This window comes from Streptomyces sp. DSM 116793, assembly GCF_057320905.1.
This window is the reverse complement of record NZ_CM170494.1, coordinates 2,527,482-2,552,663: the sequence shown is the minus strand read 5'-3', so window position 1 is coordinate 2,552,663 and position 25,182 is coordinate 2,527,482. Positions and strand designations below refer to the sequence as shown.

The following is a 25,182-nucleotide window of genomic DNA, read 5'->3' as shown; positions in this document are numbered from 1 at the left end:
TTCCCCCGCAATTCCCCGCTGTGAGTCGTCGTGTCACGAATCTTCGTTGGCGTTGGCGTTGGCGTTGGCGTCGGTGTCGTCGGTGCCGGCCAGCGCCATCTGGATGAGCTCGTCCACACCGGCCGCCTTGATGGCGTCGCTCTGGCCGGCCTCCCGGTCCTCCGCCGGCGCCTCCCGCTCGCCGCCGTCCGCCAGCTCCAGCAGCGCGTCCAGCAGCCCGGCCGCCCTGATGCGGGCGAGTGGGATCGCGGCGAGGGCTCTGCGGATGCCGGCGTCGTCGCCCGCGTCCGCCGGTGTGCCGCCGGGACCGGTCTCGGGGGCCAGCTCGGCGCGCAGGTGCCCGGCGAGCGCACTGGGCGTCGGATAGTCGAAGACGAGCGTGGTGGGCAGCCGCAGGCCGGTGCCCGCGCCGAGCTGGTTGCGCAGCTCCACGGCGGTGAGCGAGTCGAAGCCCATGTCCATCAGACCCCGGTCCGGCTCCACCGTCTCGGCGCCCGCATGCCCCAGCACCGCCGCGATCCGGCCGCGCACCAGGTCGAGCAGGATCCGCTCCTGCTCCTCGGCGCTCCGGCCCGCGAGCCGGGCCACCAGGGACGCGGTGTCACCGGCACTCCCGGCGCCACCGGCCCCGGCCGCACGCCGGGCCGGCCCGCGCACGACGCCCCGCAGCAGCCGCGGCAGCGTCCCCGACCCGGCCTGGGCCCGCAGCGCGGGGAGGTTCAGCCGGGCCGGCACCAGCAGCGGCGGCGCGTCCGCGTCGAACGCCCTGTCGAGCAGCGCGAGGGCCTGCTCCGGGGCGAGCGGCAGCAGACCGCCGCGGCTGAGCCGGGCCTGGTCGGCGCCGTCGAGCCGCCCCGCCATGCCGGCGCCGCCCGCCCACAGGCCCCAGGCCAGGGAGGTCGCGGGGAGCCCCGCGGCGCGCCGGTGGTGCGCCAGGGCGTCCAGGAAGGTGTTGGCGGCGGCGTAGTTGGCCTGCCCCGGGTTGCCGAGCACACCGGCCGCCGACGAGAACAGCACGAACGCCGTCAGGCCCAGCGCCCGCGTGAGCAGGTGCAGGTTCCAGGCCGCGTCGGCCTTCGGCCGCAGCACGGTGTCGAGACGGTCCGGGGTGAGGCCGGGGAGGGTGGTGTCGTCCAGCACGCCCGCGGTGTGCACGACCGCGGTCAGCGGGTGCTCGGCGGGGATGTCCGCGAGCAGCCGGCGCAGCGCCTCACGGTCGGCAGCGTCGCAGGCGGCGACGGTGACCTCGGCGCCCAGCGCGGCCAGTTCGTCCCGCAGCTCCGCGGCGCCCTCGGCGGCCGGGCCGCGCCGGCCGGCCAGCAGCAGACGGCGGGCGCCGTGCCGGGTCACCAGGTGGCGGGCGGTGAGCCGGCCGAGGGTACCGGTGCCGCCGGTGATCAGCACGGTGCCGTCCGGGTCGAACGGGACGGTGTCCCCGCCGGCCGGTGCCACGGTGGGCGGCGTCACCGGCACGAGGCGCGGGGCGCACAGCCGTCCGGCGCGCACGGCGACCCCGGGTTCCCCACTCGCCACGGCCACGGCCAGCGGGTCGGACGCCGGTGCGGGTCCGGGGCGGTGTGTGGTGGCTCGGTTGTCCGGGATGCCGGTGCCGGTGCCGGTCTCACGGCCTGTGTCTGTGTCTGTGCCGGTGTCAGGGCCCCTTCGGGTGTCCAGGCCCGTGCCGGTGGTGGGGCCGCCTGTGGGGTCGGCGTCCACCAGCACGAGACGGTCGGGGTGTTCGGCCTGCGCCGAGCGCAGCAGGCCCCAGACCGTGGACGCCGCCAGGTCGCGCACCGCGTCCTCGGGGCCGGCCGCGACCGCGCCACGGGTGACGACGACCAGCCGCGCCGCGGCCAGCCGCTCCTCGGCCAGGAAGTCCTGCACGAGCGCCAGGACCTGCTGCGTGACCGCCCTCGTCCGGACGGCGGTGTCCGCGGGGGCCCCGGTGTCCGGGCCTGCGCCGTGCGCGGGGGCCCCGGTGTCCGGACCACCCTCGTCCGCGGTGCCCCGCACCGCCGTCACCACCACGTCCGGCACGGCCGCACCGGCGGCGACCGCCTTGGCCAGCGCCGCCAGGTCCGGGTGCGCCTCGGCGGCGGCGACGGCGGGGGAGCCCACGGCGGCCAGGGCCTCGACGGGGCCGAGCACGGCCCACCGGCCGGGTGCCGCGGAACCCGTGGACCCGGCGGTCGGCAGGGCGGTCCAGTCCACCGCGAAGAGCGAGTTGCGGGGCACGGCGCGCCCGGCACCCAGCCGGTCACGGTCGACCGGACGCACCGTCAGGGAGTCCACCGTCAGCACCGGCTCGCCGGCCGCGTCCGCCACCGCGAGCCGGATGGCGTCCCGGCCCGCGGGCGACACCACCACACGCAGCGTGGTGGCGCCGGTGGCGTGCAGCGTGACGCCCGACCAGGAGAACGGCAGCCGGACGGGCGTCCGCCCGTCGTCCCGGGCGTCCTGCCCGGCCCCGCGCCCCACTTCCGGGTCGCCCGGGCCGGTGCCGGTACCCGTGCGGGAACCCGTCTCGGACCTCGTTCCCGAGTCGGTCCCCGGGCCCGTTCCCGTTCCCGAGCCCGTGCCGAGCGCCACCGGGTGCAGCGCCGCGTCCAGCAGCGCCGGGTGGACCGCGAACCGCTCGGCGTCCACGGCCTCGGGCAGCCGCACCTCCGCGTACACGTCGTCGCCGTCCCGCCATGCCGCGTGCACGCCCTGGAACAGCGGCCCGTAGCCGAGCCCCAGGTCCGCCAGGCGTTCGTAGAGCACCGGCACGTCCAGGGCCTCCGCGCCCGCCGGCACCCAGTCGCCCGCGAGGTCCGCGGCGGCCCCGGGCACCGCGCCCGGCTCGGCCGCACCGGCCAGGGTGCCGGTGGCGTGCCGCGTCCACTCAGCGTCACCCGCACCGTCCGCGTCGGACCCCGCCGGCCGGGAGTGGACGGTGAGCGAACGCCGCCCCGCCCCGTCCGGCGCCCCCACCGCCGCCTGCATCTGCACCGCGCCGCGCTCCGGTACGACCAGCGGCGCCTCCAGCGTCAGGTCCGCGATCCCGCCGCCACCGGTGTGCTGGGCGGCGTGCAGGGCGACTTCGACGAGGGCGGTGCCGGGCAGCAGGACGGTGTCCAGCACGGTGTGGTCGGCGAGCCACGGGTGGGTGGCCAGGGAGAGCCGGGCGGTGAAGAGGTGGCCGCCGTCGGGCAGGTCGGCCGCCGCGCCCAGCAACGGGTGCCCCGCCTCGTCGAGCCCCGCGGCGCTGACGTCCGCGTCGTCCCGCGCGTCCAGCCAGTACCGCTCGTGCTGGAAGGCGTACGTGGGCAGGTCGACGGGGCGCCCGGCCCGGTCACCACCCAGGAACGCCGGCCATGCGGGGCTGGTGCCGTGTGCGTGTGCGGTGAGGACGGCCCGGGTGAGGGCCGCTGTTTCCGGCTGGTCGCGGCGGAGGGTGGGGACGGCGAGCGGTGGGGTGGCGGGGTGGTCGTCGGTGGCGGTGAGGGTGTCGATGATGAGGCTGGTGAGGGTGGGGTGGGGGGTGAGTTCGAGGTAGGTGGTGGTGTGGTGCTCCTGGTGGAGTGCCGTGATGCCGTCGTGGAAGCGGACGGGTTGGCGGATGTGGTCGGTCCAGTAGTGGGGTGAGGTGAGCTGTTCGTCGGTGGCGGTGGTGCCGGTGAGGTTGGAGATGACTGGGATACGGGCCGGGTGGTAGGTGAGTGTCTCCGCGGTCGCCCGGAATTCGTCGAGGACGGTGTTCATGTGGGGGGAGTGGAAGGCGTGGCTGACGGTGAGGCGGGTGGTCTTGCGGCCTTTGGTTTTCCAGTGGTCGGCCACGGTCAGGACGGTGTCCTCGTCGCCGGCGATGACGACGGAGGTGGGTCCGTTGACGGCGGCGATGGTGACGCGCTCGCCGTCGTCGGGGAGGGTGGCGCGGACTTCGTCTTCCGTGGCCTGGATGGCGACCATGGCCCCGCCCCCCGGTGCGGTTTGCATGAGGCGGCCGCGTGTGGCGACGAGGGTGCAGGCGTCCTGCAGTGTGAGCACGCCTGCGAGGTGGGCGGCGGTGAGTTCGCCGATGGAGTGGCCGATGAGGTGGTCGGGGCGGATGCCCCAGTGTTCCAGTAGTCGGAACAGGGCCACTTGGAATGCGAAGAGGGCGGTCTGTGTGTAGCGGGTCTGGTCGAGCAGCGCCGCGTCCGCGGAGTCTTGGGCCGCGAACATGATGTCTTTCAGGGGTTGTTCCAGTTGTGGGTCGAGGTGTGTGCAGACCTCGTCCAGGGCGGCGGCGAACACCGGGAAGGTCTCGTAGAGTTCGCGTCCCATCCCCGCCCGCTGGCTGCCCTGTCCGGACAGGACGAACGCGACCTTGCTCGCGGGTGCGGTCACGCCCTGGATGACACCGGCGGAGGGGCGGCCGTGGGTCAGGGCGTCGAGGGCGGCCAGGAAGCCGTCCCGGTCGCCGTCGGCCGGGAGGACGGCGGCGCGGTGCGCGAAGTGGGCGCGGCCCGTGGCCAGCGTGACGCCGGCCTCCGCCAGGTCGAGCCCGGGGCGGGCGGCCAGGTGCGCGCGGAGTCGGGCGGCCTGGGCGCGCAGCGCCGGCTCGGACTTGGCCGACAGCACCCACGGCACGACCGGCACGGGGGAGGCCGCCGGGGCCTCGGGCGCCGGTCCCGCGTCCCGCGCGGGGGCGGCGGCCTGAGCGGGCGCCTCCAGGATGACGTGGGCGTTGGTGCCGCTGATGCCGAACGAGGAGACGGCGGCCCGGCGCGGGTGGTCGGAGGCGGGCCAGGGGGTCTGCTCGGTGAGCAGCCGTACCGCGCCTGACTCCCAGTCGACGTGCGGCGACGGCTCGTCCACGTGCAGCGTCCGCGGCAGCACGCCGTGCCGCATCGCCTGCACCATCTTGATGATGCCCGCGGCACCGGACGCGGCCTGCGTGTGGCCGATGTTGGACTTGACGGAGCCCAGCCACACGGGCCGGTCGTCCGGCCGGTCCTGGCCGTACGTCGCCAGCAGGGCCTGGGCCTCGATGGGGTCGCCGAGGCTGGTGCCGGTGCCGTGCGCCTCGACGGCGTCCACGTCGGCCGTCGTCAGGCGGGCACTCGCCAGCGCGGCCTGGATGACGCGCTGCTGGGAGGGGCCGTTGGGGGCGGTGAGGCCGTTGCTCGCGCCGTCCTGGTTGACGGCGGAACCCCGTACCACCGCCAGCACCCGGTGGCCGTTGCGCCGGGCGTCCGACAAGCGCTCGACCAGCAGCATGCCGATGCCCTCCGCCCAGCCGACCCCGTCGGCGGCGCCCGCGAAGGCCTTGCAACGGCCGTCCGGGGACAGCCCGCGCTGCCGGCTGAACTCCACGAACGTCGCCGGCGTCGCCATCACCGTCACCCCACCGGCGAGCGCCAGGTCGCACTCCCCACCACGCAGCGCCTGCGCCGCCAGGTGCAGCGCCACCAGCGACGACGAACACGCCGTGTCCACCGTCACCGCCGGCCCCTCGAGCCCGAAGGTGTAGGCGACCCGGCCGGAGGCGATGCTGTAGGCGCTGCCCGCGCTCAGGTACCCCTCGAAGCCCTCCGGGGCCCGCTTCATCAGCCGCGCGCCGTAGTCCCCGTACATCACACCGGCGAACACGCCCGTGGCGCTGCCGCGCAGCGTGCCCGGGTCGATCCCGGCGCGCTCCAGGGCCTCCCAGGACACCTCGAGCAGCAGCCGCTGCTGCGGGTCGATCGCCAGCGCCTCACGGGGGCTGATGCCGAAGAAGCCGGGGTCGAAGTCGCCGGCACGCTGGAGGAAGCCGCCGTGCCGGGTGTAGCTGCGTCCCGCCCGGTCCGGGTCCGGGTCGTACAACCCGTCCACGTCCCAGCCGCGGTCCTCCGGGAACGGCACGATCCCGTCCCCGCCGGACGTGACGAGGTCCCACAGCTCCTCGGGTGTGGTGACGCCGCCGGGGTAGCGGCAGGCCATGCCGACGATCGCGATCGGCTCGTCCGCCGCGACCGTGCCGCCGGCCACGGCGGGCGCGGCCGGCCGTGGTCGGCCGCCCGCGGTGCCGGCCGCCGCGCCGATCAGTTCACCGCGCACGTGGGCGGCCAGGGCGGTCGCGGTGGGGTGGTCGAAGAGTGCGGTGGCGGGCAGGCGGAGGCCGGTGGCGGTGTTCAGGCTGTTCCGCAGTTCCACCGCGGTCAGCGAGTCGAAGCCCAGGCTCTGGAACGCCTGGTCCGGCTCGACCGCCTCGGGCCCCCGGTGCCCCAGCGCAGCTGCGGCGTGCGTCCGGATCAGATCGAGGACCAGCGCGGTCTGCTCCGCCTCCGGCAGCCCCGCGAGCCGCTGTGCCAGCCCGTCCGCCCCGCCGGAGCGGCGCGCCTGACCGCTCGTGCCGGGAGCCGTCGGAGCCAGCCGTGCCGCGACGAGCACGGGCCGCCGCGGGCGCGCGGTGAGCGCGGCGTCCAGCACCGCGAGCCCCTGCGCGGGCGTCAGGCCCCGCACTCCGCCCCTGCTGATCCGGGCGCTCTGCGCGCGGTCGAGGGTGCCGGCCATGCCGGTGGTGGTGTGCCAGGGGCCCCAGGCGAGGGCGGTGGCGGGTTGGTGGTGGGTGTGGCGGTGGTGGGCGAGGGCGTCGAGGTAGGTGTTGGCGGCGGAGTAGTTGGCTTGTCCGGGGTTGCCGAGGGTGCCGGCGATGGAGGAGTAGAGGACGAAGGCGGTGAGGGGGTGGTTTCGGGTGAGGTGGTGGAGGTTCCAGGCGGTGTCGATTTTGGGTTGGAGGACGGTGTCGAGTCGGTCGGGGGTGAGGCGGGTGAGGGTGGTGTCGTCGAGGGTGCCTGCGGTGTGGATGACGGCGGTGAGGGGGTGTTCGGGTGGGATGTTGTTCAGGATGTGGTGGAGGGCTTGGGGGTCGGTGGTGTCGCAGGCGGTGATGGTGATGTGGGCGCCGAGGGTGGTGAGTTGGTTGTGGAGTTCTTGGGCGCCTGGGGCGTTGGGTCCGCGGCGGCTGAGGAGGAGGAGGTGGCGGGCGTGGTGTTTGGTGACGAGGTGGTGGGCGGTGAGGGCGGCGAGGGTGCCGGTGCCGCCGGTGATCAGGATGGTGCCGTCGATGTCGAACGGCACCGCACCGTCCTCGCCCGCACCGTCCCCGCCCGCACCACCGGCCTCCGGCGCGGTGGCCCCGGACCCGGCGGGCTCCAGCGTCGTACGGGCGAGGCGCGGGGTGTACGGGACGCCGGCGCGGACGACGGTCGCCGGGTGGTGACCGGTGAGCAGGGCGGGCAGCGCCAGAGCGCTGGCGGCCTGACCGTCCAGGTCCACCAGGAGCAGCCGCCCGGGCTCCTCCAACTGCGCGGAACGGATCAGGCCCCAGACGGGCGCCGCGGTCAGGTCGGTCACCGGGTCGTCGGCGAGCGCGGCCAGGGCGCCCCGGGTGACGAAGACCAGCCGGGCCGCGGCCAGCCGCTCGTCGGCCAGGAACTCCTGGGTGAGGGCGAGGGTGTCCCGCGCGAGGGCGCGCACCGCCGCCGGATGCCCGGTGGCCGCGGCGCCGCCGTCCGCGGGCCCGGCGTCGTCGTCGTCCGTGGTTCCGCCGCCGTCGTCCGTGGTTCCGCCGTCGTCGTCCGCGGGTCCGGCGTCGTCGTCCGCGGGCCCGGTCCGGGCCACGAGGACGGCCTCCGGCACCGCGCCGCCCCCGGCCACCGCAGCGGCCAACTCCGCCAGGTCCGCGTACGCCCGCCCCGGCACCCCGGCCGCGTCCAGCACGGCACGCAGGCCGAGGGTGTCGTCGCCGATCACCGCGTACGAGCCGACGCTCCCGGCCGCCGGTGCGACGGCGCCCGCCGCGGCTGACGGGTCCGTGGACACCGCCTCCGGGACGCCGGGTGCGGCCGCCGTTCCCACGGCTGCCGCGGTCTGCGACGCGACGGGCACCTCGACGGCCGTTCCGCCGGGCATCCCGGCGGGCGTCCACTCCAGGGCGTGCAGCAGACCGCGCACCGCCGCGCCGGACCCGGCGAGACCGCCGGGCTGGATCTCCCGGGTGGCCAGTGACCGCACGGCGGCCACGGGCGCACCGGTGCCGTCGGCGAGCCGGATCGCCAGTTCGCCGCCGTCCGTGGCCGTCAGGCGCGCCCGCAGCACGGACGCGCCCGCGGCCCGCAGGGTGACCCCGCTCCAGGAGAACGGCAGCCGCACCCCGTCGCCCGTGCTCTCCCGGACGCCGTCCAGCACGCTGGTGTGCAGCACCGCGTCGAGCAGCGCGGGGTGGAGGTGGAAACCGCCCGTGGCCGCCTCGTCCGGGAGGCGGACCTCCGCGTAGACGGCGCCGTCGCCGCGCCAGGCGGCCCTGACCCCCTGGAAGAGGGGGCCGTATTCGTAGCCGTGCTCGGCGAGTTCGGCGTACAGGTCGGACACGTCCACGGGCCGGGCGTCCGCCGGCGGCCAGACGGTCAGGTCGGCGGAGGCGTCCGCGACGTCCCCCGAGCCGGCCGGGCCCGGCACGAGCACTCCGCTGGCGTGCCGGGTCCAGGGCTCCTCCTCGCCCTCCTCCGCACCCGTGCCGGGGCGGGAGTGGACGGCGACGGAACGGGTCCCGTCGACGGCCGCGCCCACGGTCACCTGGAGCTGGACCGAGCCCTGCTCGGGCAGGACCAACGGCGCGTGCAGGGTCAGCTCGCCGACGTGACCGGCACCGGTGCGCTCGGCCGCGTGCAGGGCCAGCTCCACGAAGGCCGTCCCGGGCAGCAGGACCGTGCCCCGCACCGCGTGGTCGGCCAGCCACGGGTGCGTCGCCAGCGACAGCCGGCCCGCGAACACCCGGCCCTCGCCCTCCGCGAGCTCCAGCGCCGAGCCCAGCAGCGGGTGGTCCGCGCCGGCCAGTCCCAGGCTGCCCGGGTCCGCCTGCCCCTTCGGCCTGACCACCCAGTACCGCTCGCGCTGGAACGCGTACGAGGGCAGGTCGACATGCCGGCCCGGCCCCGGGAACACCCGGTCCCAGGCCACCGCCACACCGTGCGCGTGCACCGCGCCGACCGCCGCCAGCACCGTCTGCGCCCCCGGGCGCCCGTGGCGCTGTGCGGGGATGGCGCGGGACGCGGGGTCGGCGGGGTCGGCGGGGTCGGCGGGGTCGGCGGTGCCGGAGTCCGCGGTCGTGGTGAGGGTGTCGGTGATGAGGCTGGTGAGGGTGGGGTGGGGGGTGAGTTCGAGGTAGGTGGTGGTGTGGTGGTCGTGGTGGAGGGTCGTGATGCCGTCGTGGAAGCGGACGGGTTGGCGGATGTGGTCGGTCCAGTAGTGGGGTGAGGTGAGTTGGGCGGTGGTGGCGGTGGTGCCGGTGATATTCGAGATCACCGGGGTGCGTGGGGGGTGGTAGGTGAGGTTTTCGGCCACGCGTCGGAATTCGGGGAGGGCGGTGTTCATGTGGGGGGAGTGGAAGGCGTGGCTGACGGTGAGGCGGGTGGTCTTGCGGCCTTTGGTTTTCCAGTGGTCGGCCACGGTCAGGACGGCGTCCTCGTCGCCGGCGATGACGAGGGAGGTGGGTCCGTTGACGGCGGCGATGGTGACGTTCTCGTCGCTCTTGGGGAGGGTGGCGCGGACTTCGTCTTCCGTGGCCTGGATCGCGACCATGGCTCCGCCTGCGGGTGCGTTCTGCATGAGGCGGCCGCGTGTGGCGACGAGGGTGCAGGCGTCCTGCAGTGAGAGCACTCCGGCGAGGTGGGCGGCGGTGAGTTCGCCGATGGAGTGGCCGATGAGGTGGTCGGGGCGGATGCCCCAGTGTTCCAGTAGTCGGAACAGGGCCACTTGGAATGCGAAGAGGGCGGTCTGTGTGTAGCGGGTCTGGTCGAGCTGCGCCGCGTCCGCGGAGTCTTGGGCCGCGAACATGATGTCTTTCAGGGGTTGTTCCAGTTGTGGGTCGAGGTGTGTGCAGACCTCGTCCAGGGCGGCGGTGAACACCGGGAAGGTCTCGTAGAGTTCGCGTCCCATCCCCGCCCGCTGGCTCCCCTGCCCCGAGAGCACGAACGCGACCCTGCTCTCCCGGTCGGCGGTCCCGCGCGCCACGGTGGCGGAGGGGCGGCCGTGGGTCAGGGCGTCGAGGGCGGCCAGGAAGCCGTCCCGGTCGCCGTCGGGCGGGAGGACGGCGGCGCGGTGGGGGAAGTGGGTGCGGGTGGTGGCCAGTGCGCGGGCCACGGCGGCCGGGTCCAGTTCCGGGCGGGCGGTGACGAACTCCCGCAGCCGCGCGGCCTGGGCCCGCAGCGCCTCCTCGGTCTTCGCCGACAGTACCCACGGCACCGCCGTAGCGGGAGACTCCCCAGCCGCTCCAGCCGCTCCAGCCGCTCCAGCCGCTGACGGGGCGGGCGCCGCGGGCGCCGCCTCCAGCACGACGTGCGCGTTCGTGCCGCTGACCGCGAACGACGACACCGCGGCGCGCCGCGGGTGGTCCGTCTCGGGCCAGGGCCGCGCCTCCTGGAGCAGGGCGACGGCGCCCTCGTCCCAGTCGACGTAGGGCGAGGGCTCCTCGCAGTGCAGCGACTTGGGCAGAATGCCGTGCCGCATCGCCAGCACCATCTTCATCACACCGCCGGCGCCCGCCGCGGCGATGGTGTGGCCGATGTTCGACTTGATGGAGCCCAGCCACACGGGCCGGTCGTCCGGCCGGTCCTGGCCGTACGTCGCCAGCAGGGCCTGGGCCTCGATGGGGTCGCCGAGGCTGGTGCCGGTGCCGTGCGCCTCGACGGCGTCCACGTCCGCCGTGGTGAGCCGGGCGTCGTCCAGGGCGGCGCGGATGACGCGCTGCTGGGAGGGCCCGTTGGGGGCGGTGAGGCCGTTGCTGGCGCCGTCCTGGTTGACGGCGGTGCCGCGGATCAGGGCGAGCACGCGGTGGCCGTTGCGGCGGGCGTCCGAGAGCCGCTCCAGGACGAAGGTGCCGGCGCCCTCGCCCCAGGCGACGCCGTCGGCGGCGGCCGAGAACGACTTGCACCGCCCGTCCGCGGCGAGCCCGCGCAGTCGGCTGAACTCCTGGAACATACCCGGCGTCGAGTGCACCGTGGCACCGCCCGCCACCGCGAGCGGCGTCTCACCGCTGCGCAGCGACCGGCAGGCCAGGTGGAGCGCCACCAGCGACGACGAGCACGCGGTGTCGACGCTGAGCGCCGGTCCCTCGAAGCCGAGCGTGTACGCGATCCGTCCCGACGCCACGCTGGAGGAGGTGCCCGTCAGCAGGTAGCCCTCGATGTCCTCGGGGCCCTCGTGGCCCAGCAGCAGGTACTCGTTGGCGGAGATGCCGACGAACACGCCCGTGGGGCTGCCGCGCAGCGCGCCCGGATCGATGCCGGCGTCCTCCAGCGCCTCCCACGTGGTCTCCAGCAGCAGCCGCTGCTGCGGGTCCATCGCCAGCGCCTCACGCGGGCTGATCCCGAAGAACGCCGCGTCGAACCGGTCCGCGTCGTGCACGAAGCCGCCGCGCCTGCCGTATGTCTTGCCCCGGGCGTCCGGGTCCGGGTCGTAGACGCCCTCGACGTCCCAGCCGCGGCCCGTCGGGAACTCGGATGTGGCGTCCCGGCCCGCGGCCAGCAGCTCCCACAGCTCCTCGGGTGTGGTGACGCCGCCGGGGTAGCGGCAGGCCATGCCGACGATCGCGATCGGCTCGTCCAGCCCGGTCCCGGCCCGTGCGGCCGGCTTCGCCGTGCGCGGCGCCGCCGCCTCGGCCTGGACGCCGTCCAGCTTGGTGGCGAGGAAACCGGTGAGGGCGGTCGCGGTGGGGTGGTCGAAGAGTGCGGTGGCGGGCAGGCGGAGGCCGGTGGCGGTGTTGAGGTTGTTCCGCAGTTCCACCGCGGTCAGCGAGTCGAAGCCCAATGACTGGAACGCCTGGTCGGGGTCGATCGCGGCCGGTGAGTCGTGCCCGAGCGCCTGACCGGCGTGGGCGCGCACCAGCTCCAGCAGGATCTGCCGCCGCTCGGCCTCGTCCCTGCCCGCCAGCTCCTGCCGCAGCCGCGCGGTGCCCGCGGGCCCGCGCCGGGCGGCCCGGCGCGCCGGGGCCCCTGCCCCCGGCACGGCAGTGACGTGCGCGGGCACCAGCGCCGGACGGTCCCGGTGCGCGGTGAGCGCGGCGTCCAGCAGGCCGAGTGCCCGGTCGGGATCCAGCGGCCGCACCCCGCTCCGGCCCGCCCTGTCGCCGTCCAGCGTCCCGGCCATGCCGGTGGTGGTGTGCCAGGGGCCCCAGGCGAGGGCGGTGGCGGGTTGGTGGTGGGTGTGGCGGTGGTGGGCGAGGGCGTCGAGGTAGGTGTTGGCGGCGGAGTAGTTGGCTTGTCCGGTGTTGCCGAGGGTGCCGGCGATGGAGGAGTAGAGGACGAAGGCGGTGAGGGGGTGGTTTCGGGTGAGGTGGTGGAGGTTCCAGGCGGTGTCGATTTTGGGTTGGAGGACGGTGTCGAGTCGGTCGGGGGTGAGGTGGGTGAGGGTGGTGTCGTCGAGGGTGCCTGCGGTGTGGATGACGGCGGTGAGGGGGTGTTCGGGTGGGATGTTGTTCAGGATGTGGTGGAGGGCTTGGGGGTCGGTGGTGTCGCAGGCGGTGATGGTGATGTGGGCGCCGAGGGTGGTGAGTTGGTTGTGGAGTTCTTGGGCGCCTGGGGCGTTGGGTCCGCGGCGGCTGAGGAGGAGGAGGTGGCGGGCGTGGTGTTTGGTGACGAGGTGGTGGGCGGTGAGGGCGGCGAGGGTGCCGGTGCCGCCGGTGATCAGGATGGTGCCGTCGACGTCGAACGGCACCGCACCGTCCTCGCCCGCACCGCCGGCCTCCGGCGCGTCCGCTACCGGAGTGAGCCGCGGCACGCGGATCCCGCCGCCGCGCAGCGCGGTGCCCGGCTCGCCGCAGCCCAGCGCCAGCAGCAGCGCCTCGGCGGTCACGCCCTGGTCGCCGCCCCCGGGCACACCGGTGTCGACCAGCAGCAGCCGCCCAGGCTCCTCGGCCTGCGCGGTGCGGATCAGGCCCCACACCGGTGCCGCGGTCAGGTCGGCGAGCGGCTCCCCGGCCGTGGCCGCCACCGCGCCCCGGGTGACGAACGCCAGCCGGGCCGCGGCCAGCCGCTCGTCGGCCAGGAACTCCTGGGTGAGGACAAGGGTGTCCCGCGTGAGGGCGCGCACCGCGTCCGGATGCCCACCGGCCGCACCGGCGGCCTCCGCACCGGCGTCCGCGGCATCGGAGGCCCCCGTACCGGCTGCCTCCGCGCTGGACCCTGCCCCGGAGCCGGAGCCGGAGCCGGAGCCGGAGCCGGAGCCGGAGCCGGAGCCGGAGCCGGACCCGGAGCCGGAGCCGGTATCCGCCCCGCCCCGCGGCACCAGCACCACGTCCGGCACCGCCGCGCCCCCGGCCACCGCCGCCCGCAGCGCCGCCAGATCGGCGTGGGCACCGCCCGTGAGCCCCGCTGCCGACAGCAGTGCGGCGAGCCCCGCCGGGTCCTCGCCCAGCACCGCGTACGACGTGATCGCGGCGGGCTCGGCCGTGGCGGGCAGCGGCACCCAGTCGAGCGTGAAGAGGTCCTGCCGTGCCGGCCTGGCCGCGGCGAGCTGGTCCGCGTTCACCTGCCGTGTCGTCAGGGAGTCGACGGTGAGCACCGGCGCCCCGGTGCCGTCCGCGATGGTCAGGTTGAGCGTGTCGGCGTCCACGATGCCGATCCGCACCCGCAGCCGGGTGGCCCCGGTGGCGTGCAGCGACACCCCGGACCAGGAGAACGGCACGCCGAGCCTGAGCGCGGCCGGGTCGTCGCCCGCGAGCCGCAGCTTCTCCGCGAAGAACGCCTGGAGCGCCGCGTCCAGCAGCCCCGGGTGGATACCGAACGCCGCCGCGTCGGCGCCGTCCGGCAGCGCCACCTCGGCCCACACCGTGTCACCGGCCAGCCAGGCGGCTTCCAGGCCGAGGAACAGCGGTCCGTAGCCGAAGCCGATACCGGCCAGGCACTCCTGGAGGCGGTCGACGTCGACGGGCGTGCCGTCGGCGGGCGGCCAGGCCTCGACGAGACCGGCCGGCTCCGGACGCTCACCGGCGGCGACGAAGCCGCTGGCGTGCCGGGTCCACTCCGCGTCCTGCGGCGCGTCCTCGGGCCGTGAGTGCACGGTGAACGGACGCCGACCCGCGTCGTCCACCGCGCCCACCGAGACCCGCAGGTGCAGCGCACCCTGCTCCGGCACGGCCAGGAACGCATGGTGCGTCAGCTCGTCGACATGACCGCCACCGGTGCGGTCGGCGGCGTGCAGCACCAGGTCCACATAGGCCGTGCCCGGCACGATGACCGCCCCGCCGATGGCGTGCTCGGCCAGCCACGGGTGCGAGGACAGCGAGATCCGGCCGGTGAAGACCTGGCCCTCGCCGTCCGGCAGCCCGATCGCCGCGTCCAGCAGCGGATGGTCCGTGCCGGCCTGGCCGAGGCCGCTCGGGCTGGTGATGACGCTCGGTGTGATCCAGTAGCTGCGCCGCTGGAACGCGTACGTGGGCAGGTCGACCCGGTCCGCCGCCGTGCCCGGCAGCAGCGTGTCCCAGGCGGGCGTGGCGCCGTGCGCGTGGGCGGTGAGCACGCCCCTGGTGAGGGTGGCCGCCTCGGGCCGGCCCCGGCGCAGGGTGGGGATCAGAGCGGCGCCGGTGTCCCCGTCCCCGTCCGCGCCCCGCAGCGCCTCGGCGGCGAGCGCGGTCAGCACCGGGTGCGGGCCCAGCTCCACGTAGACGGTGGTGCGATGGGTGCGGTGCAGGTGCGTGACGCCGTCGTGGAAGCGGACGGCCTCGCGGATGTGGTCGGTCCAGTACTGGGGTGAGGTGAGCTGGGCGGTGGTGGCGGTGGTGCCGGTGATATTCGAGATGACTGGGATACGGGCCGGGTGGTAGGTGAGTGTCTCCGCGATCGCCCGGAATTCGTCGAGGACGGTGTTCATGTGGGGGGAGTGGAAGGCGTGGCTGACGGTGAGGCGGGTGGTCTTGCGGCGGCCTTCGGTTTTCCAGTGGTCGGCCACGGTCAGGACGGCGTCCTCGTCGCCGGCGATGACGACGGAGGTGGGTCCGTTGACGGCGGCGATGGTGACGTTCTCGCCGTCTTCGGGGAGGGAGGCCCGTACCTCGTCTTCCGTGGCTTGGATGGCGACCATGGCTCCGCCTGCGGGTGCGGTTTGCATGAGGCGGCCGCGTGTGGCGACGAGGGTGCAGGCGTCCTGCAGTGTGAGCACTCCGGCGAGGTGGGCGGCGGTGAGTTCGCCGATGGAGTGGCCGATGAGGTGGTCGGGGCGGATGCCCCAGTGTTCCAGTAGCCGGAACAGGGCCACTTGGAATGCGAAGAGGGCGGTCTGTGTGTAGCGGGTCTGGTCGAGCAGCGCCGCGTCCGCGGAGCCTTCGGCCGCGAACATGATGTCTTTCAGGGGTTGTTCCAGTTGTGGGTCGAGGTGTGTGCAGACCTCGTCCAGGGCGGCGGCGAACACCGGGAACGCCTCGTACAGTTCCCGTCCCATCCCCGCCCGCTGGCTGCCCTGCCCCGAGAGCAGGAACGCCACCTTGCCGTCCTCCGCCGCCGTGCCCCGGACGACCGAGCGGTTCGGGCGGCCCTCGGCGAGCGCGTCGAGGGCGGTGAGGAACGCGTCCCGGTCGCCGTCGGCCGGGAGGACGGCGGCCCGGTGGGCGAAGTGGGTGCGGGTGGTGGCCAGCGCCCGGGCCACGGCGGCCGGGTCCAGCTCCGGGCGGGCGGTGACGAACTCCCGCAGCCGCGCGGCCTGGGCACGCAGCGCCTCCTCCGACTTGGCCGACAGCACCCAGGGCGCCCCCGGGAGCGGGGACGCGGCCGCGGCCGCGTCCGGCTCCCCGGTCGCCCGGGTGTCCGGCGCGGCGTCCGCGTCCTCCGCGGATGCGGACCCGGGTGCGGCGTCCGTGGCCTCCGTGCCGTCCGTGGCCTCCGCGGATTCCAGGATGACGTGGGCGTTGGTGCCGCTGATGCCGAACGAGGAGACGGCGGCCCGGCGCGGCCGGTCCGCCGCGGGCCACGGGGCGGCCTCCGTCAGCAGGCGGACGGCGCCGGACTCCCAGTCCACGTGCGGGGTGGGCTCGTCCACGTGCAGCGTCCGCGGCAGCACGCCGTGCCGCATCGCCTGCACCATCTTGATCACCCCGGCGACGCCCGCGGCGGCCTGCGTGTGCCCGATGTTGGACTTCACAGAGCCGAGCCACAGTGGCCGGTCGGCGGGGCGGTCCTTGCCGTAGGTGGCCAGGAGGGCCTGGGCCTCGATGGGGTCGCCGAGCCTGGTGCCGGTGCCGTGCGCCTCCACCACGTCCACGTCGGCCGTCGTCAGGCGGGCGCTGGCCAGGGCGGCCTGGATCACCCGCTGCTGGGACGGGCCGTTGGGGGCGGTGAGGCCGTTGCTCGCGCCGTCCTGGTTGACGGCTGAACCCCGTACCACCGCCAGCACGCGGTGACCGTTGCGGCGGGCGTCGGAGAGCCGCTCCAGCACGAACATGCCCGCGCCCTCGCCCCACCCCGTGCCGTCCGCGGCGGCGGCGAACGGCTTGCAGCGGCCGTCCCGTGCGAGGCCCCGCTGCCTGCTGAACTCCAGGAAGATGCCCGGGCTCGGCATGATCGTGGCGCCGCCCGCGAGCGCCATGGCGCACTCGTCGGCGCGCAGCGCCTGGCAGGCCAGGTGCAGGGCGACCAGCGACGACGAGCAGGCGGTGTCCACGGACACCGCCGCGCCCTCGAGTCCCAGCACATAGGCCGGACGCCCGGACGCCACGCTCGCGGCCATGCCGGTGAGCACATAGCCGTCCGCGCCCTCGCTGCCCGGGTAGCGCATAGACACGTACTCGGAGCCGCCCACGCCCGCGAACACGCCCGTGGCGCTGCCGCGCAGGGTCGCCGGGTCGATGCCGGCGCGTTCGAGGGCCTCCCACGCGGTCTCCAGCAGCAGCCGCTGCTGCGGGTCCATCGCCAGCGCCTCACGCGGGCTGATCCCGAAGAACTCCGCGTCGAACCGGTCCGCGTCGTGCACGAAGCCGCCGTGCCGCGCGTACGTCTTGCCCACCGCGTCCGGGTCGGGGTCGTAGACGCCGTCCACGTCCCAGCCGCGGTTGGCGGGGAACTCGGTGATGGCGTCCCGGCCCTCGGCCACCAGCTCCCACAGCTCCTCGGGGGACGTCACACCGCCCGGGAAGCGGCAGGCCATCCCCACGATCGCGATCGGTTCCTGCTTCCTCGCCTCGATCCTGCGGAGGTGCCGACGGGTCTGGTGCAGGTCGGCGCTCACGCGCTTGAGGTAATCGCGGAGCTTTTCCTCGTTCGCCATCCGCCGCGGGTCCCTTCCAAGAAAGCCGAGAACCAAAGAAACCGAGAAACCAGAGAAGCCGAGAAGCCGATTAAGCCGAGAGACTCGGAGAAGCCCAGAGACTCAGAGAAGCCGAGAGACTCAGAGAAGCCCAGAGACTCAGAGAAGCCGAGAGAGGTGGAGATGCCCGAGAGAGGTGGAGAAGCCGAGGAACCGAAGAGCCGGGAGCGCTGGGGGAGTCGAGAAGCATGTGGTCAGAGCTCGTTGTCGATGAAGTCGAAGAGGTCGTCGTCCGACGCGTCGTCGAACTTGGCGGTGATGTCCGTCTCCTCGTCACCGTCCGTGGCCGGCTCGGTCAGCGTGACGAGGAACGCTTTCAGGCGTGCGGCCAGCTCCGTGCGGGTGTCGTCATCGGGTGGGCTGCTGAGCACCGCCGTCCGCAGGCCCTCCAGGCCGGCGAGCAGCGCCGCCCCGCTCATCGGCGCGCCCGGTCCTGGTGTGCCCGTGCCGAGTGCCGCCGCGGCGGGCTCCGGCGCCAGTTCCGTCTGGAGGAACTCGGCGACCGCGGCCGGTGTGGGCCGGTCGAAGACCAGCGTGCTGGGCAGCCGCAGGCCCACTGCCGCCCCCAGCCGGTTGCGCAGCTCGACGGAGGTCAGCGAGTCGAAGCCGAGGTCCTTGAAGGCGTGCCCGCTGCCGATGCCGGCGGGGGAGGCGTGCCCCAGAACCGTGGCGACCTCGTCCCGGACCAGCCGGACCAGGGCGTCCCGTTGCTCCGCCTCCGGCAGGCCCGCGAGCCGCTGCCGCCACTGCGCGGCCGCCGACGCGCCGCCGCCCGCGCCACCAGCCGGGCCACCGGCCCCGCCCGCGGGACCGACGACGCGCCGCGTCCGGCCGGGCCGGACCAGGCCGCGCAGCATCGGCGGGATGCCCGCGCCGGGCCGGGCGGCCGCGGTGTCCAGCTTCGCCGGGACCAGCGTGGCGCGGGACGCGCCCAGTGCCGCGTCGAAGAGGGCGAGGCCCTCCTCCGTGGGCAGCGCGGCCACGCTGCCCCGGCTCACCCGTGACAGGTCGGCACCGCTCAGGTGCGCCGTCATCCCGCTGGCCTCGGCCCACAGGCCCCACGCCAGCGAGGTCGCGGGCAGGCCCGCGGCACGCCGGTGGTGCGCCAGGGCGTCCAGGAAGGCGTTGGCGGCGGCGTAGTTGGCCTGCCCCGGGTTGCCCAGGGTGCCCGCCACCGACGAGAACAGGATGAACTCCGCCAGGTCCGCGCCCCGGGTCAGCTCGTGCAGGTGCCAGGCGGCGTCGGCCTTGGGCCGCAGCACCGTGTCGAACCGCTCCGGCGTGAGCGCGCCCACCGTCGCGTCGTCGAGCACACCCGCCGCGTGCACCACCGCGGTCAGCGGGTGCTTCGCCGGCACCGCCGCCAGCAGCTCCGCCAGCGCGGCACGGTCCGCCGCGTCGCAGGCCGCCACGGTCACCTCGGCGCCCAGCGCCGTCAGCTCGTCCCGCAGCGCCACGGCCGCCGCACCATCCGGACCCTGACGGCTCGTCAGCAGCAGGTGCCGCACCCCGTGCCGGGTCACCAGCCGGCGGGCGACCAGGCCCCCGAGGGTGCCGGTGCCGCCGGTGATCAGGACGGTGCCGTCCGGGTCCAGCGGCGTGGGCACGGTCAGCACGACCTTGCCGACGTTGCGTGCCTGGCTCAGGTACCGGAAGGCGTCCGGTGCCCTGCGCACGTCCCAGGTGGTGATCGGCAGCGGCCGCAACACGCCCCGCTCGAAGAGGCCGACCAGCTCGGCCAGCATCTCCTGGACGCGGTCGGGCCCCGCGTCCTGAAGGTCGAACGCCCGGTAGGCGACGCCCGGGTGGCGGGCCGCGACCTCGTCCGCGTCGCGGATGTCGGTCTTGCCCATCTCCAGGAAGTGCCCCCCGCGCGGCAGCAGCCGCAGCGAGGCGTCCACGAACTCCTGCGCCAGGGAGTCCAGGACGACGTCCATGCCCGCGCCGCCCGTCGCCGCGCCGAACGCCGCCTCGAAGTCCAGCGTCCGGGAGTTGCCGATGTGGTCGTCGTCGTAGCCCTGCTCCCGCAGCGCCCCCCACTTGCCGGGGCTCGCGGTGCCGAACACCTCCGCGCCCCAGTGCCGGGCGAGCTGGCCCGCGGCCATCCCCACCCCGCCCGCGGCGGCGTGCACCAGCAGCCGCTGCCCCGCCCGCAGGCCGGCCAGGTCCGCGAGGCCGTAGTACGCGGTGAGGAACACCACCGACACCGCGGCGGCCTCCGCGAACGTCCAGCCAGCCGGCATCCGGTGCAGGAGCCGGTGGTCGGTGACCGCCACCGGGCCCATCGCCCCCGCGAACAGGCCCATCACCCGGTCGCCCACCGCGACCCCGGTGACGCCGGGCCCCGTCTCCAGTACGACGCCCGCGCCCTCGCCGCCCAGCGCCTCCTGCCCCGGGTACAGGTCGAGGCCGATCATCACATCGCGGAAGTTGAGGCCCGCGGCGCGGACACCGACGCGGACCTGGCCGGCGTCGAGCGGCGCGGCCGCGTCCGGGCAGGGCACAAGGGCGAGATCGTCCAGCGCGCCCTTCCGCGTCATCCCGACCCGCCAGGCCGGGGCGGTCCCGGAGCCGACGCGCGGCGACGGAGGCGTCGCGTCGGCGGTGACGGATTCCGTGTCCTCGGTCGGCACGGGCTTCGGCCGGTCCGCTGAGGCCGGCTCCGTCTCGTGGGGCGTGGCGGGTCCGGTGCCGCCGGTTGGGGTGGGAGCCGGCCGGTGTGTCGCGGTCGGCCGCGTCCCGTCGGGCGTGGCGGGTCCGGGCCGGTTCGCCGTGGCGGGTCCCGTCTTGTGGGCCGTCCCAGCCGGTCGACCCGTCTCGTGGGTCGTCCCAGCCGGTCGACCCGTCTCGTGGGTCGTCCCAGCGGGTCCTGGCTCGTCGGGCGTGGCGGGTTCGGGCCGGTGCGTGGTGGCCGGACTCGTCTCGTGGGGCGCCGCGGGCGCCGTCCCGTCCGTCGGGGCCGGCACCGGCAGTGCCGTGTCCAGATGGCCGCGGACCAGCCGCGGGGCCAGCAGGTGCCCGTCCCGCAGCGCGAGCTGGGGCTCGCAGGACGCCCCGGACGCATCGCCCACGGCGGCGGCCAGCGCGGCCGGCAGCCGTTCCCACGACGCCTGGGCTCCGTCCACGTCCAGCAGACAGAAACGGTCCGGATTCTCCAGCTGGGCCGCCCGCAGCAGCCCCCACACCGCGGCGCCCGCCAGGTCGGCGACGTCCTCGCCGCCCCGCGCCACCACCGCGCCCCGGGTCACCACGACTAGGCGGGACGCGGCGAACCTGTCGTCCGCGAGCCAGTCCTGCACCAGCGCCAGCATCCGGTGCGCAGCGGTGTGCGCGGCACGCGCGGGGTCGGTGCTGTCGCCGTCGCCGTCGCGGTCGGCTTTGCCGTCGGCGTCGCCGCCGTCGGAGGAGGCGGAGGCCGGGGCCAGCAGCACCGTCGCGGGCACCATCGCGCCGTCGGCCACGGCCCGCGTCAGCGCCGCGAGGTGCGGGTACCGGGCGACCGGCGCGCCGGGTGCGTCCGGTGTGCCGGCCGGGTTCGGTGTGCCGGCTGCGTCCGGTGCGCCGGTCGTGTCCGGTGCGTTCGGGGCCGTCAGCGCGGTGGCCAGCCTCGGCGCGTCTCCCCGTGCGTCGCCCAGTACGGCGAGCGGCCCGGCTGCGCTGAGTCCGGTCGCACTGAGTCCGGTCACGCTGAGTCCGGCCGCGCTGAGACCGGTCGCGCTGAGACCGGCCCCACCGGCACCCGGCTCCGCGCCGGCGCCCGTGCCAGCGCTCACGTTCGCGGCCGTGGGCGCGCCGGCATCCGCGCCGGCGGCCTCGTCCGTGCTCGCGGGCAGGGCCAGCTCGGTCCAGTCGACGTGGAACAGTGCGTCCTGCCGCCCGCCGCGCGCCGCGGCAAGCTGGTCGGCGCGGATCGGCCGCAGCTCCAGCGCGGCCACCGACGCCACCGGGGCGCCCAGGTGGTCGGCCACCTCGATGGCGACCTGCCCCTGCTCCACCGCGGTCAGCCGGACCCGCAGCCGGGTCGCGCCGGTGGCGTGCAGGGTGACACCCGCCCAGGCGAACGGAATCCGCACCCCGCCGTCCGCGCCGTCCGCGCTGTCCTCGGCGCCCGCGCGGCGCTCCGCGTCCCTGTGCGCGAGCGGGTGCAACGCGGCGTCCAGCAGCGCCGGGTGCAGCGCGAACCGCGCCGCGTCGGCGGCGGCCGCCTCGGGCAGCGCCACCTCGGCGAAGACGGTGTCGCCGTCCCGCCACGCCGCGGTGAGCCCCTGGAACGCCGGGCCGTACCCCAGCCCGGCCGCCGCAAGCCGGGCACGGACCTCGGCCGGCTCCAGCGGCACCGCGCCCGCCGGCGGCCAGGCCGTCAGCCCGGCCGGCGCCGGCGCGTCCGGGGCGCCCGCCACGACCACACCGGTCGCATGACACGTCCACTCGGCGTCGTCCGCCGCGTCCTCGGGCCGCGCGTGCACCTGAACGGCACGGCGGCCCGCGTCGTCGGCCGGGCCCACGGACACCTGGAGCCGCACGGCCCCCTCGTCCGGCACGACCAGCGGCGCCTCCAGCGTCAGGTCGGCGATCTCGTCGCACCCGGCCCGGCCGGCGGCGTGCAGCAGCAGGTCCACGTACGCCGTGCCCGGCAGGATGACGGTGCCGTGCACCGCGTGGTCCGCCAGCCAGGGATGCGTACGCCGCGCGATCCGCCCCGTGAGCACCTGGCTCTCGTCGCCGGGCAGCTCGATCCCGGCCGCGAGCAGCGGATGGTCGACGGGCGACTGCCCGAGACCACTCGCGTCGGACGGCACGTCGGGCACCTGGAGCCAGTACGCCCGGCGCTGGAACGCATACGTCGGCAGCGCCACCCGCGGCCGGCCCGCGCCGCCCAGGAACACGTCCCAGGTCGGCACCGAGCCCGCCGCGTACACCCCCAGCACCGCCCGCACCAGCGTGGCCGCCTCCGGCCGGTCCCGCCGCAGGGCGGGAATCAGCGCGGCCCCGGTCCCGGTCGCCGCCACGCCGTCCTCGTCCGCGTCCCGCAGCGCCTCGGCGGCGAGCGCGGTGAGGACCGGGTGGGGGGTGAGTTCGAGGTAGGTGGTGGTGTGGTGGTCGTGGTGGAGGGTCGTGATGCCGTCGTGGAAGCGGACGGGTTGGCGGATGTGGTCGGTCCAGTAGTGGGGTGAGGTGAGTTGGGCGGTGGTGGCGGTGGTGCCGGTGAGGTTGGAGATGACCGGGGTGCGTGGGGGGTGGTAGGTGAGGTTTTCGGCCACGCGTCGGAATTCGGGGAGGGCGGTGTTCATGTGGGGGGAGTGGAAGGCGTGGCTGACGGTGAGGCGGGTGGTCTTGCGGCCTTCGGTTTTCCAGTGGTCGGCCACGGTCAGGACGGCGTCCTCGTCGCCGGCGATGACGAGGGAGGTGGGTCCGTTGACGGCGGCGATGGTGACGCGCTCGCCGTCGTCGGGGAGGGTGGCGCGGACTTCGTCTTCCGTGGCCTGGATGGCGACCATGGCCCCACCCCCCGGTGCGTTCTGCATGAGGCGGCCGCGTGTGGCGACGAGGGTGCAGGCGTCCTGCAGTGAGAGCACGCCTGCGAGGTGGGCGGCGGTGAGTTCGCCGATGGAGTGGCCGATGAGGTGGTCGGGGCGGATGCCCCAGTGTTCCAGTAGTCGGAACAGGGCCACTTGGAATGCGAAGAGGGCGGTCTGTGTGTAGCGGGTCTGGTCGAGCAGCGCCGCGTCCGCGGAGTCTTGGGCCGCGAACATGATGTCTTTCAGGGGTTGTTCCAGTTGTGGGTCGAGGTGTGTGCAGACCTCGTCCAGGGCGGCGGCGAACACCGGGAAGGTCTCGTAGAGTTCGCGTCCCATCCCCGCCCGCTGGCTGCCCTGCCCGGAGAGCAGGAACGCCACCTTGCCCTCGTCGCCCGGGGTGACGCCCCGCACCAGCGCAGGGTGCGGGCGGCCCTCGGCGAGCGCGTCGAGGGCGGTGAGGAACGCGTCCCGGTCGCCGTCGGCCGGGAGGACGGCGGCCCGGTGGGCGAAGTGGGTGCGGGTGGTGGCGAGGGCGTACGCGAGGTCGCAGGTGGCGAGGCCGGGGTGGGCGGCGACGTGCTCGCGCAGCCTGGCGGCCTGGGCGCGCAGCGCCTGCTCCGACCTGGCCGACAGCACCCAGGGCGCCACCGGCACCGGGCAGGACACCGGGGCCTCGGGCGCGGGCTCCGCGCGGCCCCCGGCGTTCGCGGCATCCTCCACGGCCGCGGTGTCCCCCGCAGGCGCGGCTTCGCCGTCCGCGCCGTCCGGGCCGGGCTGGGCGGGCTCGGGAGCGGATTCCAGGATGACGTGGGCGTTGGTGCCGCTGATGCCGAACGAGGAGACGGCGGCGCGCCGGGGCCGGTCCGCCGCGGGCCACGGGGCGGGCTCCGTCAGCAGGCGGACGGCGCCGGACTCCCAGTCCACGTGTGGTGACGGCTCGTCGGCGTGCAGGGTCCTGGGCAGCTCACCGTGTGCCATCGCCTGGACCATCTTGATCACCCCGGCGACACCGGCGGCGGCCTGGGTGTGGCCGATGTTCGACTTGATGGAGCCGAGCCACATTGGCCGGTCGGCGGGGCGTTCCTGCCCGTAGGCGGCGATGAGGGCCTGGGCCTCGATGGGGTCGCCGAGGGTGGTGCCGGTGCCGTGCGCCTCCACGGCGTCGACGTCGCCGGGCTCCAGCCCGGCGTGGGTGAGCGCCGCCTCGATGACGCGCTGCTGGGACGGGCCGTTGGGGGCGGAGAGCTGGCTGCTCGCGCCGTCCTGGTTGACGGCGGAGCCACGGATCACGGCGAGCACCGGGTGCCCGTTGCGCTGCGCGTCCGACAGCCGCTCCACCAGCAGCACGCCCACACCCTCGCCGAGCGCGGTGCCGTCGGCCGCCGCCGAGAACGGCTTGCAGCGGCCGTCCGGGGCGAGGCCGTGCTGCCTGCTGAACTCGATCAGGCTGGTGGGCGACGACATCACCGTGACGCCGCCCGCCAGGGCCATGTCGCACTCGCCGCCGCGCAGCGCCTGGCAGGCCAGGTGCAGCGCGACCAGCGACGACGAGCACGCCGTGTCGACGCTGATCGCCGGGCCCTCCAGGCCGAGGGTGTAGGCGACGCGGCCCGAGACGACGCTGTAGGCGCTGCCGGTCGCGAGGTACGCCTCGAAGTCTTCGGGGGCGCGGCCGGTGAGCCGGGCGCCGTAGTCGCCGTACATCACGCCGGTGAAGACGCCGGCGCGGGTGCCGCGCAGGGTCGCGGGCGGGATCCCGGCGCGCTCCAGGGCCTCCCAGGACGCTTCGAGCAGCAGCCGCTGCTGGGGGTCCATGGCGAGCGCCTCGCGCGGACTGATCCCGAAGAACTCGGCGTCGAACTCCTCGGCGCCGTGCAGGAACCCGCTCTCGCGGACGTAGATGGTGCCGGGCCTGTCCGGGTCCGGGTCGTAGATCCCTTCCGGCCAGCCGCGGGTGGCGGGCAGCTCCGCGATGGCGTCCGTGCCGTCCGCGACCAGCCGCCACAGGTCCTCCGGGGAGCGCACCCCGCCCGGGTAGCGGCAGCTCATCGCCACGACGGCGATCGGTTCCCGGCCGGCCGACCTGGCCTCCAGGAGGCGCTGGCGGGTCTGGTGCAGCTCGGTGGCCACCCGCTTGAGATAGTCGCGGAGTCTGTCCTCGTTCGTCATCTGGCGCTCGTCCTTCAAGCGGTCCGGAAGCTCGCCACGATGCGCGATGCGCGAATTCGCCGCCGTCCGTGGTGCCCGAGCATGAGTGGTGCCGGCCGGCCCCCCCGGCATACGGCGCAACCCATACTGGGAAACCCCTCTTAAGCGCTTCTAGACCGCACCTTGCGCCCCGCACATGCCTCGCCCCGGCAGG

2 protein-coding genes are annotated in these 25,182 nt (G+C 75.4%); both read right to left on the bottom strand.

From position 1 onward, the window contains the following. Positions 1-33: 33 nt before the first annotated feature. On the bottom strand, positions 34-17,262 hold the full coding sequence (locus ACSMXW_RS10320) for a type I polyketide synthase (RefSeq protein ID WP_485805454.1): 17,229 nt from the start codon (positions 17,260-17,262) through the stop codon (positions 34-36). A gap of 233 nt (positions 17,263-17,495) precedes the next feature. Beyond that, positions 17,496-25,007, bottom strand: coding sequence for a type I polyketide synthase (locus tag ACSMXW_RS10315; protein WP_485805452.1), 7,512 nt, complete (start codon positions 25,005-25,007; stop codon positions 17,496-17,498). Positions 25,008-25,182: the final 175 nt, after the last annotated feature.